The 13,817-nt window shown below is 57.8% G+C and carries 13 protein-coding genes and 1 pseudogene; 3 read left to right on the plus strand and 11 right to left on the minus strand.

Going from position 1 to position 13,817, the window contains the following annotated elements; all coding sequences use genetic code 11:
* Window positions 1-12 precede the first annotated feature (12 nt).
* The 5 genes from RHM58_RS02750 to rplM form a co-directional block, all read right to left on the minus strand.
* Complete coding sequence (locus RHM58_RS02750) at window positions 13-795, minus strand: cytochrome c1 (protein WP_201206571.1); 783 nt, start codon at window positions 793-795, stop codon at window positions 13-15.
* Window positions 795-2,006 (minus strand): cytochrome b, encoded by a 1,212-nt coding sequence (locus RHM58_RS02755; protein WP_054045582.1) that lies wholly within the window; start codon window positions 2,004-2,006, stop codon window positions 795-797. Before RHM58_RS02755 ends, RHM58_RS02750 begins: the two co-directional genes overlap by 1 nt.
* The gene (gene petA, locus RHM58_RS02760; protein ID WP_201206573.1) at window positions 2,006-2,599 is read right to left on the minus strand and encodes a ubiquinol-cytochrome c reductase iron-sulfur subunit; all 594 of its coding nucleotides are present in this window, start codon (window positions 2,597-2,599) and stop codon (window positions 2,006-2,008) included. The genes RHM58_RS02755 and petA overlap by 1 nt, the downstream gene beginning before the upstream one ends.
* Before the next feature lie 267 nt (window positions 2,600-2,866).
* Complete coding sequence (gene rpsI / locus RHM58_RS02765; RefSeq protein ID WP_003216038.1) at window positions 2,867-3,259, minus strand: 30S ribosomal protein S9; 393 nt, start codon at window positions 3,257-3,259, stop codon at window positions 2,867-2,869.
* A gap of 14 nt (window positions 3,260-3,273) precedes the next feature.
* Complete coding sequence (gene rplM, locus RHM58_RS02770; protein ID WP_007905295.1) at window positions 3,274-3,702, minus strand: 50S ribosomal protein L13; 429 nt, start codon at window positions 3,700-3,702, stop codon at window positions 3,274-3,276.
* Window positions 3,703-3,947: 245 nt separating this feature from the next.
* Between rplM and RHM58_RS02775 the strand changes: the two genes are divergently transcribed.
* Window positions 3,948-4,988, plus strand: coding sequence for an NADP(H)-dependent aldo-keto reductase (locus RHM58_RS02775; RefSeq protein ID WP_201206575.1), 1,041 nt, complete (start codon window positions 3,948-3,950; stop codon window positions 4,986-4,988).
* A gap of 103 nt (window positions 4,989-5,091) precedes the next feature.
* On the opposite strand, the gene RHM58_RS02780 is transcribed toward RHM58_RS02775, so the two are convergent.
* Window positions 5,092-6,228: an acyl-CoA dehydrogenase family protein gene (locus RHM58_RS02780; RefSeq protein WP_201206577.1), complete on the minus strand. Its 1,137-nt coding sequence runs from the start codon at window positions 6,226-6,228 to the stop codon at window positions 5,092-5,094.
* 243 nt (window positions 6,229-6,471) lie between these two features.
* On the opposite strand from RHM58_RS02780, the gene RHM58_RS02785 reads away from it, so the two are divergent.
* A complete protein-coding gene (locus RHM58_RS02785; protein ID WP_201206796.1) occupies window positions 6,472-7,368 on the plus strand; it encodes a GlxA family transcriptional regulator in 897 nt (298 codons plus the stop codon).
* 209 nt (window positions 7,369-7,577) lie between these two features.
* Here RHM58_RS02785 and zapE read toward each other — a convergent pair.
* From zapE to RHM58_RS02800, 3 genes and pseudogenes are all read right to left on the minus strand, one after another.
* Window positions 7,578-8,673 (minus strand): annotated as a pseudogene (zapE, locus tag RHM58_RS02790) (cell division protein ZapE).
* A 91-nt stretch (window positions 8,674-8,764) separates the two neighbouring features.
* Window positions 8,765-10,120: a tryptophan--tRNA ligase gene (locus RHM58_RS02795; RefSeq protein ID WP_322269610.1), complete on the minus strand. Its 1,356-nt coding sequence runs from the start codon at window positions 10,118-10,120 to the stop codon at window positions 8,765-8,767.
* A gap of 24 nt (window positions 10,121-10,144) precedes the next feature.
* Window positions 10,145-10,774: an alpha/beta hydrolase gene (locus RHM58_RS02800; RefSeq protein ID WP_322269612.1), complete on the minus strand. Its 630-nt coding sequence runs from the start codon at window positions 10,772-10,774 to the stop codon at window positions 10,145-10,147.
* A 144-nt stretch (window positions 10,775-10,918) separates the two neighbouring features.
* Between RHM58_RS02800 and RHM58_RS02805 the strand changes: the two genes are divergently transcribed.
* A complete protein-coding gene (locus RHM58_RS02805; protein WP_201206586.1) occupies window positions 10,919-11,353 on the plus strand; it encodes a YhcB family protein in 435 nt (144 codons plus the stop codon).
* Between the two features lie 264 nt (window positions 11,354-11,617).
* Here RHM58_RS02805 and RHM58_RS02810 read toward each other — a convergent pair whose 3' ends face one another.
* Together RHM58_RS02810 and RHM58_RS02815 are read right to left on the minus strand one after the other, a co-directional pair.
* A complete protein-coding gene (locus tag RHM58_RS02810; RefSeq protein WP_322269615.1) occupies window positions 11,618-12,370 on the minus strand; it encodes an OmpA family protein in 753 nt (250 codons plus the stop codon).
* 100 nt (window positions 12,371-12,470) lie between these two features.
* Window positions 12,471-13,115 (minus strand): MBL fold metallo-hydrolase, encoded by a 645-nt coding sequence (locus RHM58_RS02815; protein ID WP_322269617.1) that lies wholly within the window; start codon window positions 13,113-13,115, stop codon window positions 12,471-12,473.
* Window positions 13,116-13,817 lie beyond the last annotated feature (702 nt).

Genomic DNA, 13,817 nt, shown 5'->3' on the forward strand with positions numbered 1-13,817 from the left:
CTTACAGCTTTATCAATGTACGTCTTTCCAGTATTCACGCTTGAGCAAGTATGCGAATACGAAGAAGAACGCCAGGTACAGCAATACATAGGTACCGATGCGCTGATGTTGCAGCTTAACCGGGTTAGCCGAGTAAGCGAGGAAGGTTACCAGATTCTTGACCTTCTCATTGAACTGCTCTTCGTTCAGAGCACCGGTCTTCGGCACGATGGTCAGCTGATCGCACGCTTCATGAGTCAGTGGCGTACCGGTCAGCGGATCATACTGCTTCTTGTCGTCCTCGACGATTTGAACCTGTTTGCAGCCGACCACCTGACGACCTTGCAGACCGACCAGCACGTTAGGCATACCGACATTCGGGAAAACCTTGTTGTTCACACCCCAAGGACGCGCCGGGTCTTCATAGAACGAACGCAGGTAACCGTAGAGCCAGTCAGTGCCACGAACGCGAGCAACGAGGGTCAGGTCCGGCGGTGCAGCACCGAACCAGGCCTTGGCGTCTGCAGACTGCATGCCGATGGTCATGTGGTCGCCGATCTTGGCACCCGTGAACACCAGGTTTTTCAGCATCAGATCATGAGGAATACCCAGATCGTCGGCAACGCGCTCATAGCGCTGGAACTTGGCACTGTGGCAGCCCATGCAATAGTTGGCGAACGTACGCGCGCCGTCCTGCATGGCCGCTTTATCGGAAACGTCGATGTCGACTTTTTCCAGCTCGGGACCACCGTGCTCGGCTGCAAAGGACAACATCGGCATGGCAGCAAGAATCAATACAGCAAATAGCTTTTTCATCAGCCAGTCACCCTTTCCGGAACCGGTTTGGTCTTCTCGAGCCTGGTGTAGAACGGCATCAGAATGAAGTAGGCGAAGTACAGGAAGGTGCAAATCTGCGATACCAGCGTACGCTCAGGGGTTGGGGCCAATACGCCCAGCACGCCGAGGATCACGAAACAGATGCAGAACACCCAAAGCCAGATCTTGCTCAGCCAGCCCTTGTAGCGCATGGACTTGACTGGACTCCGATCGAGCCACGGCAGGACAAACAGCATGGCAATCGAAGCACCCATGGCGATAACACCCATGAGCTTGTCCGGAATCGCCCTCAAGATTGCGTAGAACGGTGTGAAGTACCAGACCGGAGCGATGTGCTCTGGGGTCTTGAAGGCGTTGGCCACTTCAAAGTTCGGCTTCTCGAGGAAGTAACCGCCCATTTCCGGGAAAAAGAACACGATCGAGCAGAAGATGAACAGGAACACCACCACGCCGACGATATCTTTCACGGTGTAGTACGGGTGGAAAGCAATGCCGTCCAGCGGTACGCCGTTTTCGTCTTTGTGTTTCTTGATGTCCACGCCGTCCGGGTTATTCGAGCCGACTTCGTGCAGCGCCAGAACGTGCAACACCACGAGACCGAGGATCACGATCGGCAGGGCCACAACGTGCAAGGCGAAGAAGCGGTTCAGGGTAATACCGGAAATCAGATAGTCACCACGGATCCACTGGGTCAGGTCGTTACCGATGACCGGGATCGCACCGAACAGCGAGATGATCACCTGGGCACCCCAGTAGGACATCTGACCCCAAGGCAGCAGGTAACCCATGAAAGCTTCGGCCATCAGCGCCAGGTAGATCAGCATGCCAAAGACCCACACCAGCTCACGCGGCTTCTGGTAAGAACCGTAGAGCAAGCCACGGAACATATGCAGATAGACCACGATGAAGAACGCCGAAGCGCCGGTGGAGTGCAGCAGACGCAGGATCGAGCCGTACTCGACGTCGCGCATGATGTATTCGACGGAGGCAAATGCTTCTTCCGCCGACGGGGTGTAGCTCATGGTCAGCCAGACACCGGTTACGATCTGGTTGACCAGAACGAGCAGTGCGAGGGAACCAAAGAAATAGAAGAAGTTGAAGTTCTTCGGGGCGTAGTACTTGCTGAGATGGTCTTCCCACATTTTGGTCGCGGGAAAGCGCGCATCAACCCAATCCATGAACTTGCTCATCACGCTTTCTCCGTATCGACGCCAATGACAATAATCTCATCGGTCTCATAGGAATGCGGGGGAACTGGCAGGTTCAGAGGCGCAGGTTGCGACTTGTAGACGCGACCAGCCAGATCGTAATGGGAACCGTGGCAAGGGCAGAAATAACCACCTACCCAGTCTTTGCCCAGATCAGCGGGTGCCACTTCAGGGCGGAAGGTCGGCGAGCAACCCAGGTGTGTGCAGATACCGATCAGCAGCAGAACCTCTGGCTTGATCGAACGCGTTTCTGGATCAACGTAGGTCGGTTGTGTCGAGTTCTTGGAGGTCGGGTCAGACAACTGGCCCTCGATCTTCTTCAGATTCCCCAGGATTTCCGCGGTTCGGCGGACAATGAATACTGGCTGACCGCGCCACTCAGCAATCATCTGCTGGCCTGGCTCGACTTTGCTGACATTCACTTTCACCGGTGCACCTGCGGCTTTCGCCTTGGCACTGGGAAACCATGACCCCACGAACGGGACCGCAGCCCCCACCGCTCCTGCAGCACCCACCACGGATGTGGCTGCTACCAAGAAGCGACGCCGGCCTGCATTCACGCCGTCATTGCTCATTCAGTCCTCTCCCATCAGCTTTGTGGCCTGTTAAATCAGGCATCTACTAAGTTAAAACTATGTACTTATAAAAATTTTGCCGAATGGTAATGAAAAGCCCCAATTCTGACAAGGTAATTACCCAAGGGCTCCACTGCCAAGCCTTGCAGTATAGGGGCTCTACGGATGTGGCAAGTTGTCACAGCGCAATTCTTTGAGAAATCGCACGCATAAAAAAACGCCCAGCTCCGTGAGGAGATGGGCGTTCTTTTTGAACGTGGAAGCGAATTAACGCTTCGAGTACTGCGGACGCTTACGCGCTTTACGCAGACCAACTTTCTTACGTTCAACTTCGCGAGCATCGCGAGTAACGAAGCCAGCTTTGCGCAGAGCGCCACGCAGGGTTTCGTCGTACTGCATCAGTGCGCGAGTGATACCGTGGCGGATTGCACCAGCTTGACCACTTACACCACCACCGATCACGGTGACGTAGATGTCGAATTTCTCGACAGTCTCAGTCAGTTCCAGCGGCTGACGAACTACCATGCGGGCAGTTTCGCGGCCGAAGAAATTTTCCAGGGTGCGGTTGTTGATGGAGATGTTACCAGTACCCGGACGCAGGAAAACGCGTGCGGTTGCGGTCTTGCGACGGCCAGTGCCGTAATTTTGAGTCGCCGACATAATGAACTATTCCGTTAAAACTTCAGTTCTTGGGGCTGCTGAGCAGTATGAGGGTGTACAGCGCCCGCATAGACTTTCAGCTTACGATACATGTCGCGACCCAGCGGGTTCTTAGGCAGCATGCCTTTGACCGCGGTCTCGATCACGCGCTCAGGGGCTTTAGCGATCAGCTTTTCGAAGTTGATCGACTTGATGCCGCCCGGGAAACCGGAGTGGGAGTAGTAGATCTTGTCGGTGGTTTTAGCACCAGTTACACGAATCTGCTCGGCATTGATAACGACGATGTAATCGCCGGTGTCAACGTGAGGAGTGTACTCAGCTTTATGCTTGCCACGCAGACGGCTCGCGATTTCGGTGGCCAGACGACCCAGGGTCTGACCTGCAGCGTCGACGACAAACCAGTCGCGCTGTACTGTTTCCGGTTTAGCAGTAAAAGTTTTCATTCTTTATAGCCTCAGGGGCCGCCCTGTAAATTAGACGGCGGATCTTACTGAATAGTGCGTACTTTGACAAGTCAAAGGCAGCCGGATACAGACGCTTTCGGGGGCTCGGGTCGGCGCGTCCGTTCAACGGCAAGATTCTTCGGCGGCGGCGCATCACTTCCACTGCAGAAAGAGGTGCGCAATTATGCAGATTGCGAAAAATATTTCAACCTGCTTTTATGATTGTTTTGCCCAAGGAGCACCCGATGGACTATCGCCAGCTAGGCCGAACCAATCTGAACGTGAGTGCAATCTGTCTCGGAACCATGACCTGGGGCGAGCAAAACAGCGAGGCTGAAGCCTTCGCCCAGATTGAACGGGCCAAAAGCGCCGGGATCAATTTCATCGACACCGCCGAAATGTACCCGGTGCCGCCCAAGGCCGAAACCTACGCCACCACCGAGCGCTACATCGGCAATTACTTCAAAAGCCGTGGTGATCGTGCCGACTGGATCCTGGCGAGCAAGATCGCCGGCCCCGGCAACACCATCGATTACATCCGCGACAAAAACCTGCGGCACAACCGCCAGCACATCACCGAAGCGGTGGATGCCAGCCTCAAGCGCTTGCAGACCGACTACATCGACCTCTATCAATTGCACTGGCCGGAACGCAGCACCAATTTCTTCGGCCAACTGGGCTACAAGCACAAGATCGAAGCCAACCTCACCCCGCTCGAAGACACCCTCGAAGCGCTGGACGAGCAGGTCAAGGCCGGCAAAATTCGCCACATCGGCCTGTCCAACGAAACGCCGTGGGGCACCATGCGCTTCCTCGCCCTGGCCGAAGCCCGTGGCTGGCCGCGCGCCGTGTCGATCCAGAACCCGTACAACCTGCTCAACCGCAGCTTCGAAGTCGGCCTGGCGGAAATCGCCATTCGCGAACAGTGCGGCTTGCTGGCCTATTCGCCGCTGGCGTTCGGCTTCCTGTCGGGCAAGTACGAAGGTGGTGCACGTCCGGCAAAGGGCCGCCTGAGCCTCTACAGCCGCTTCAGCCGCTATTTCAACGCGCAGTCGGAAGCAGCGTGCAGCCGTTACGTAGCACTGGCCCGTGAACACGGTCTGGACCCGGCGCAGATGGCGCTGGCATTCGTGACGGCGCAGCCGTTCGTGACCAGTAACATCATCGGCGCCACGACGCTTGAGCAACTGGATAGCAACATAGCGAGTTTCGAGCTGAAGCTTTCCGACGAAGTGCTGGCGGGAATCGAGGCGATTCACAAGGATCACCCGAATCCTGCTCCTTGATTGATCTATAGACCCAATCGTGGGCAAGCCACGCTCCCACAGGTTTGTGATCCTCTGTGGGAGCGTGGCTTGCCCGCGATGACGGCCTAACAGTCACCGCAGATCAAAGCGACCGCGCAATAATCTCCTTCATGATTTCGTTGGTCCCCGCATAGATCCGCTGCACCCGCGCATCCGCCCACGCCCGAGCTATCGGGTATTCCCACATGTACCCGTAACCGCCATGCAATTGCACGCACTCGTCGAGTACCTTGCATTGCAGGTCCGTGCCCCAGTACTTGGCCATCGCTGCGGTAGGCACATCGAGTTTGCCTTGCAGGTGCAGTTCCAGGCACTTATCGACGAAGACCCGGCCAATCTGAATCTCGGTGGCCATCTCCGCCAGTTTGAAACGGGTGTTCTGGAAGTCCGCAATCGCCTTCCCAAAGGCCTTGCGCTCACGGGTGTAATCCAGCGTCCATTGCAACGCCGCTTCTGCCGAAGCCAGCCCGCCGATGGCGACGGTAAGGCGTTCCTGCGGCAATTCCTGCATCAGGTAGGCGAACCCTGCCCCGGCCTGACCCAACAGGTTTTCCTTGGGCACCCGCACATCCTGGAAGAACAGCTCCGAGGTGTCTTGGGCCTTCATGCCGACTTTTTCCAGACGCTTGCCCTTGGCAAAGCCCGGCGTATTGGCTTCCACGAGAAACAAGCTAGTGCCCTTGGCCCCGGCCTTCGGATCGGTCTTGGCGACGACGATCACCAGATCCGCCAGAAAGCCATTGGTGATGAAGGTCTTCGAGCCATTGATCACATACTCGTCGCCGTCCAGCACGGCAGTAGTCTTCACCCCTTGCAGGTCGGAACCGGCGCCAGGCTCGGTCATGGCAATCGCCGTTACCATTTCGCCAGACACCAATTTCGGCAGGTACTTGTGCTTCAACGCTTCGCTGCCGTAATGCAGGATGTACGGCGCCACGATGTCCGAATGCAGCGAGAAACCGATCCCGGTCAGGCCGAGACGACCGACCTCTTCGATCACCACCGCGCTGTAGAGAAAGTCCGCCCCCAGCCCGCCATATTCCTCCGGCAGATGCGAGCAGAGCATCCCCGCCTCCCCCGCCTTGTTCCAGAGCTTGCGGTCGATATAGCCCTGCTTTTCCCATTGCCCATGGAACGGCACGGCCTCTTTTTCGAGGAACGTTCGCACGCTGTCGCGAAAAAGTTCGTGCTCGGAACTGAACAAGGTTCTGGGGATCATGCGGCACCTGTCGTGGTTGTTGGGAGGAGTTGACCTCAGAGACTAAGCCGCGCTTGCGATACAGGACACTGGACACATCAGACAAAAAATAAGACGATCCAGCCGTCTGGTGACCACTTTCCCCTATAAGAATAAAGTTGAATTATGTCTAACCAAGTCTCCACGCCTTTACGGCGCGTCAGCATCCTGGCTATCGACCGGGTTTTCGCTTCCACCCTCATGCAAGCCAAGGATTTCTTCCATCTGGCCAGCCTGCGCTACGGCAAACAACTGGGTCACGGCCTGACACCGGCGTTCGAAACCCGGCTGGTCAGTCCCGATGGCAAATCAGTGAACAGCTTCAGCGATGTGATAATGCCGGTGGACGGCGGCCTGGAAAATGCTGACATCATCATCCTCCCGGCCTTCTGGGACGATTTCGACACACTCTGCAAACGTTATCCACAGGTGCTGCCGTGGCTGCGCGAACAACACGCCCGGGGCGCGGTGCTGTGCGGCGAAGCGACCGGGGTGTTCTGGCTGGCGGAAGCCGGGTTGCTCGATGGCAAGGAAGCGACTACGTACTGGCGCTTCTTCAATGCGTTTGCAGAGCGCTTCCCGCAGGTTCAACTCAATCAGGACAAGCACCTGACCGACGCCGACAACCTGTTTTGCGCCGGCGGCACGACCTCGGCGTGCGACCTCTACATCTATCTGATCGAACGGTTTTGCGGCGCCAACGTGGCCCAGGCCGTGGCCCGGGACATCCTGTATGAAGTGCAGCGCAACTATGCGCCAGGACGGATCGGTTTCGGCGGACAGAAGTTGCACCAGGACGTGATCATCCTGCAGATCCAGCACTGGCTCGAAGAACACTTTGCCGACAAGTTCCGCTTCGAAGATGTCGCACGAGAGCACGGCATGAGCATCCGCAACTTCATGCGCCGTTTCCAGACCGCCACTGGCGACAAGCCGTTGCATTACCTGCAACGCCTGCGCATCGAAACCGCCAAGGGTTTGTTGTCCGCCAGCCGCAAAAGCATCAAGACCATCAGTTATGAGGTCGGTTACGACGATGCGAGCTTCTTTGCGCGGCTGTTCCGCCAGCACACCGAGCTGTCGCCAAACCAGTATCGGCAGCAGTTTCAGCAGGCTGCCTGACACACCAGAGATCCAATGTGGGAGCGGGCCTGTGTGGCGAGGGAGCTTGCTCCCGCTCGGCTGCGAAGCAGTCGCAAAGCTTTTTGGGGCCGCTGCGCGACCCAGCGGGAGCAAGCTCCCTCGCCACACAAGCCCGCTCCCACAAGGGATTATCAGCGCACAAAAAAAGGGCCTGCATCTGCAGGCCCTTTTTTATCTTCCGAATCGTTCTACGGCTTATGCGCCCGCGACAGGAATTCGTGCGACTGCATCTCCAGCAAACGACTCAGAGTCCGCTGGAACTCGAAATTCAAACGACCGCCGGTGTAGAGGTCTTTGAGCTCGACTTCCGCAGAAATGATCAGCTTCACGTTACGGTCGTAGAACTCGTCGACCATGTTGATAAAGCGTCGGGCGATGTCGTCGGTGGTGACGTTCATCTGCTCGACACCGCTGAGCAACACGGCGTGGAAGATCTTGCCCAGTTCGATGTAATCGTTCTGGCTGCGCGGGCCGTCGCACAGTTCGCGGAAGTCGAACCAGGCCACGTCATCACAGGTGCGCAAGGCACGGATTTCGCGGTTCTCGATCATCAACACGTCGTCTTCGGTCGCGGCCGTGCATTCCTGGCGTCAGGGCCCGGAAGCTCTTGCGCAAGCTCTCATGGGACGCGTCGTCGAGCGGGAAGTGGAACAGCTCGGCCTGCTCAAGGTGACGCAGACGATAATCGACGCCGCTGTCGACGTTGACGATGTCGGTGTTCTGCTTGATCAGCGCAATGGCCGGCAGGAAGCGCGCACGTTGCAGGCCGTCCTTGTACAAACCGTCCGGCACGATGTTCGAGGTCGCAACCAGGGTCACGCCGTTCTTGAACAGCTCTTCCATCAACGTGCCGAGGATCATGGCGTCGGTGATGTCGGAGACGAAGAATTCATCGAAACAGATCACCCGCGACTCGTCGGAGAAGCGCTTGGCGATGATGGTCAGCGGGTTTCTCTCGCCGCCAAGGGTCTTCATTTCTTCGTGCACGCGCTTCATGAAGCGGTGGAAGTGCGTCCGAGTCTTTTCCTTGAACGGCAGGGCTTCGAAGAAGGTGTCGACCAGGTAGGTCTTGCCACGGCCAACGCCGCCCCAGAAGTACAGGCCCTTGACCGGCGCCTGGTCTTTCTTGCCAAACAGTTTGCCGAACAGGCCTGGCTTGCTCTGCGAGGCCGCGACCAGATCGTCGTACAGGCGCTGCAAATGACGCACGGCCGTTTCCTGCGCAGCGTCATGGAAGAAGTCCGGGCGTTTCAGATCAGCTTGATATCGTTCTAGGGGCGTCATAATTCGTTAGCAAGGCAACAAAAACGGGCCGCCACTGTAGCGACGGCCCGTGAGAATGGCAATCAGCCCTTGGTCGGGCCGCGCCGCTGATTTATTCCTGAACCGGCGTCAGTGCCACGCGCAGGGCGTCGATGGCCACGTCGCGAGCGGCGCTGTCAGCGAAGGTTGCGCTGTCGGCCACGCACTCGCCTTCCAGCCAGACGCTGAAGCTCAGGTCTTCGCTGCGCACGTCCAGTGGCTGGCCGGCTTGCAATTGCTTGGTCACCTGGCCGGCGGTTTTGCCGTCGGCGAAGTTGCGCGACAGCAGCAGTTGCTCACCATCGGCCGCCAGCAGACGAAAGCGGAAACTGCCGTCGTCTTCGCGGAAGCTGACGAAACGCGCGGCTTTCGCGGCTTTCTTCTTGGTGGTCGCCGCGACTTGGGTTTGGGCCACGAAAGAACGCAGGCCAACCGCTTCGCGCAGCTCGTGGAGGAACGGCGTCGCTACCGAACGAGCCTTTTTGGCGCCGATCTGCAGGATGTCTTCCAGGTCTGCCGGGCGCTCGATCAACTGGTGATAGCGCTCGCGGGATTCACCCAGCTCGCTGTCGAGCAACTGGAACAGACGATTCTTCGCCTCGCCCCAGCCCAGGCCCTGCAACAGTTCGCTGCGGAATTCGTCGGACTGCGCCGGCGTGGCGAAGGCCTGGAACAGAGTGAACAGGTGCGAGTTATCCGGATCTTTGGCTTCGCCCGGCGCACGGGAGTCGGTGACGATCCGCGAAATCGCGTCTTTCATTTCCTTGGCGTTGCTGAACAACGGAATGGTGTTGTCGTAGCTCTTCGACATCTTGCGACCGTCGAGGCCTGGCAGTGTGGCAACGCTTTCTTCGATCAACGCTTCCGGCATGGTGAAGAATTCTTTGCCCTGACCGAACAGATGGTTGAAGCGCTGGCCGATATCGCGGGCCATTTCCACGTGCTGGATCTGGTCACGACCGACCGGCACCTTGTGGGCGTTGAACATCAGAATGTCCGCGGCCATCAGCACCGGGTAGCTGTACAAGCCCATGGTGATGCCAGCGTCCGGGTCTTCACCGGTTTCGACGTTCTTGTCCACCGAAGCCTTGTAGGCGTGGGCGCGGTTGAGCAGGCCCTTGGCGGCGACGCAGGTCAGCAGCCAGGTCAGTTCGGGGATTTCCGGGATGTCGGACTGGCGATAGAACGTCACACGGTCGACATCCAGGCCGCCGGCCAGCCAGGTCGCGGCGATTTCCAGACGCGAACGCTGAATGCGCAGCGGGTCATCGCATTTGATCAGGGCGTGGTAGTCGGCCAGAAAGTAGAACGAATCGGCATTGCTGTCACGGCTGGCGACGATCGCCGGGCGGATGGCGCCGGCGTAGTTGCCCAGGTGCGGCGTGCCGGTGGTGGTGATGCCGGTGAGGATACGGGTACGAGTCGTCATGGGTAATCGCTTGTCAGACTGCAATCAATTCGAAAGACGCGGCAGGATCAGATCCTTGAGATCGGTCAGCTTGCCATGAAAAAAGTGTCCGCATTCTGCCACTTTCAGCAGCTCATGGGGGCGATCGAGTTTCTCGGACCAGTCGTAGACGAGCTGGGGATCGATGACTTCGTCGGTTTCCGGCTGGATCAAGGTCAACTCGCCGAGTTGCGGTAGTTGATCCTGCTCGCCGAGGCGCATGACCGCCGGCGCAACCATGAACAAATGCTTGAGCTGCTCGCCTTTGGCTTCCAGGCGTCCACCGAGACTTGCTGCAACAAAACCGCCAAAGGAGAAACCGAACAGGGTCAGTGGCAACTCGGGGTGTTTGGCCCGCAGCCATTCGGCCGCCGCTTGAGCGTCGTCGACTTCGCCGGTACCCATATCGTGGCTACCTTCGCTGGCGCCGACGCCGCGATAGTTGAAGCGCAAGGTAATCAAACCGGCATCCCGGGCGGTGCGTTGCAAGGTCGACACGACTTTATTGAGCATGGTGCCGCCCTGCACCGGGTTCGGATGGCAGATTAGCGCCACACCGCGGGGCTGTTCGTTATCCAGGTACAAAGCTTCCAGTTGGCCGACAGGGCCATCAATCACTACAGGGGTTTCGCGCATAAGCAAGGAAGGAACTCCGTGACCTCGAATCGGGTCGACTCGTCTAGCAAGTTGTCTGTGCCAATCTATTGCGAGTGAATCGCGGTATACAGCGCAGGTTCGAGCCGTTAACGTAAAGCAAAGCCGTTTATAGAGGAAGGACTCGTGGAACACTCGCTCTTAGTTTGGTTGTTGCCGACTCTTGCCCTGGTTGTGGGTGTCGCCCTTGGATTCCTGGTCGCTCGTCTGGTGCCGAATGCCGCGCCTAACCGCACGCAACGTCAGCTGGATGACATTCAGGAACGTTTCGACAGTTATCAGAACGAGGTGGTCACCCACTTCAACAGCACTGCAACACTGGTCAAGAAACTGACTGCGAGCTACCAGGAAGTGCAGGATCATCTCGCCGAGGGCGCCAACCGCCTGGCCCTGGACGAGCAGACCCGCCAACGCTTGCTGGCCGCCCTGCACGCCGACGCCTCCGTGGCACCACGGGAACGCCTGACGCCGCCGCGCAATCAGGAGCCGCCTCGCGACTACGCGCCAAAAGCCCCGAACGCGCCAGGCATGCTTGATGAGCATTACGGCCTGAAGAAGTAATCAGGTTTCGCGCGATACAAAAAGCCCTCGGATGAGTGATCGTCCGAGGGCTTTTTTGTGGCTGGCTGTTTGGTCGCCTGTCAGGGCCTCATCGCGAGCAAGCTCGCTCCCGCAGTCGATCGGTGTGAACACAGATTTTGTGTACACCCAGGCTCCTGTGGGAGCGAGCTTGCTCGCGATGGCGGCCGAACTGACACCAAAAAAGCCCGCCCGATCTGCTGAGAATCGGGCGGGCTTTTTTATACCTGGGGTTCAGTCAGGTTGTTACTGGTACTGCTGAACAGGTTGACCCTGTTGCTGGTACTGCTGAACAGGCTGCCCCGGTTGCTGATACTGCTGACCCGGAATCGCCTTCAGGTTGACTTCAACCCGACGGTTCTGCGCCCGGCCATTGACGTCGCCATTGCTGGCAATCGGGTTATCCGGCCCGGCACCGAGTGCAGACAGGTTGGCGCCGCTCACGCCCTGGGACGTCAGGTAAGTCGCCACGCTCTGGGCCCGACGCTGGGACAGGTCCATGTTGTGCTGACGGCTGCCGGTGCTGTCGGTGAAGCCGACGATCTCGATCTGGTTTTGGTTGAACTCCTTGAGCGAGCCCGCCAGGTTGTTCAGCGGCTGATAGAAGCTTGGAGCGATGTTCGCCGAATCGGTAGCGAACGTGATGTTGCCCGGCATGATCAGTTTGATTTGATCGCCCTGGCGCTGCACTTCAACCCCAGTGTTGGCCATGCTGGCCCGCAGCTTGGCTTCCTGCTTGTCGGCGTAGTAACCGTAACCGGCAGCGGAGGCACCTACCACGGCAGCGCCAATCAGCGCGCCCTTGCCACGGTTGTTGTGATCGATCGCAGCACCGGCCAATGCACCGGCCAGGGCGCCGAGCCCACCGTACTTGGCGGTTTTGCTCACGCCAGACGATCCGTCGGCCTGGCCCTGATTGTCATAAGGATTGGGTGAAGCGCAACCGGCCAACAAGGCCACAGCGGTAGCAACAATAATCAAGCGAGGCGTGGTGAACATGAAGAGCTCCTACTTTTGCATTCTGTGGTGCAACGGACGTTGGCAATAGACCATCGCGGGCGTTGGATCATCGCAGACGAAAAAATTCAATCGCTGACCGTCATGCCCGAACAAAGGGGTTACCGCGCATTTCATCGCCCAGACACGTGTCCGGACCATGCCCGGTCACCACGGTCGCTTCCTCGTCGAGGGTATACAGCCGCTGCTTGATCGAGCGCACGATGGTCGCCTGATCGCCGCCCCACAAGTCCGTGCGCCCTACCCCGCGACGGAACAACGTGTCACCGGCAATCAGCAGCTTAGCCTCTGAAAACCAAAAGCTCATGGAACCTGGCGTATGCCCCGGCGTGTGAATCGCCACGCCACAACCACAAGCCAGCTCTTCATCATCGGCCAACCAGAGATCCGGCGGTGGCACCGGCGTGTAAGGCACGCCGAACATCTGGCATTGCATTTCCAGGTTGTCCCACAGGAACTGATCCTCTTTGTGCAGGTGCAACGTCGCGCCGGTCTTTTCCTTCAACTGACCGGAGGCCAGGAAGTGATCGAGGTGCGCGTGGGTGTGGATGATGCTGACGACTTTCAGGCCAAGGGCATCGAGGCGAGCGAGGATCAATTCGTGGTTTCCACCCGGGTCGACGACGATGGCCTTTTTGGTAATCGGGTCACCGATGATTGTGCAATTGCATTGCAAAGGGCCGACGGGGAAGGTTTCGCGGATGAGCACGGAACTGGGAACGGTCATGGAAATCGATGGCCTGTATTGGACGGAAGGCAGTGAAGATGGTTTCAGGATTCTACGCCACTCGCCGATACAGATCGCCAGGCCAGTTATTTGACGCCACTAATCAGAAAGTAGTGGCCCTATGATGTCAAACGTATCGTTTCTGGTGCAAAATCAGACTTTTTGTAGCGGTCGCATTCAGGAAGGGCCGCAGCGCACTCAGGAATTTCGCATGCCCACGCCTCTTGGTTACTCTTTAAGCCTTTCTTCAAAATTGACGGGCGTCAAAGCGCTCGACAGTCTGCTTTCCGGATCCTACTGGATGGGTTCCAATTGGACCGTCGATGGCCCGACAAACCTGAGTTACAGCTTTATCGAGCCAAACACTTCCTACTTTCCCACCAATTACAGCCCTGATAACGAATACAACGCCATTTACTCCCTGTCCGGCGATCAGAAAAACGGCATCATCAGTGCGCTTGCGACTTGGAGCGCAGTGGCCAATATCAACTTCACCCAGACCACCGACAACATCTCGAACGTCGGCGACTTGCGTTTCGGTGGCTATGGGTTGATGGGCAATCAAGCGGCCGCCTGGGCGTACAACCCTTCCAACACGCCGGTGGGCGGGGATGTCTGGATCGGTGAGCCGGCCAACGAGTACCCAACCAAGGGTACTTATGACTACATGACCTACATCCACGAAATTGGTCATGCCCTGGG

Source organism: Pseudomonas sp. 10S4, from assembly GCF_034344865.1.
Lineage (GTDB): Bacteria > Pseudomonadota > Gammaproteobacteria > Pseudomonadales > Pseudomonadaceae > Aquipseudomonas.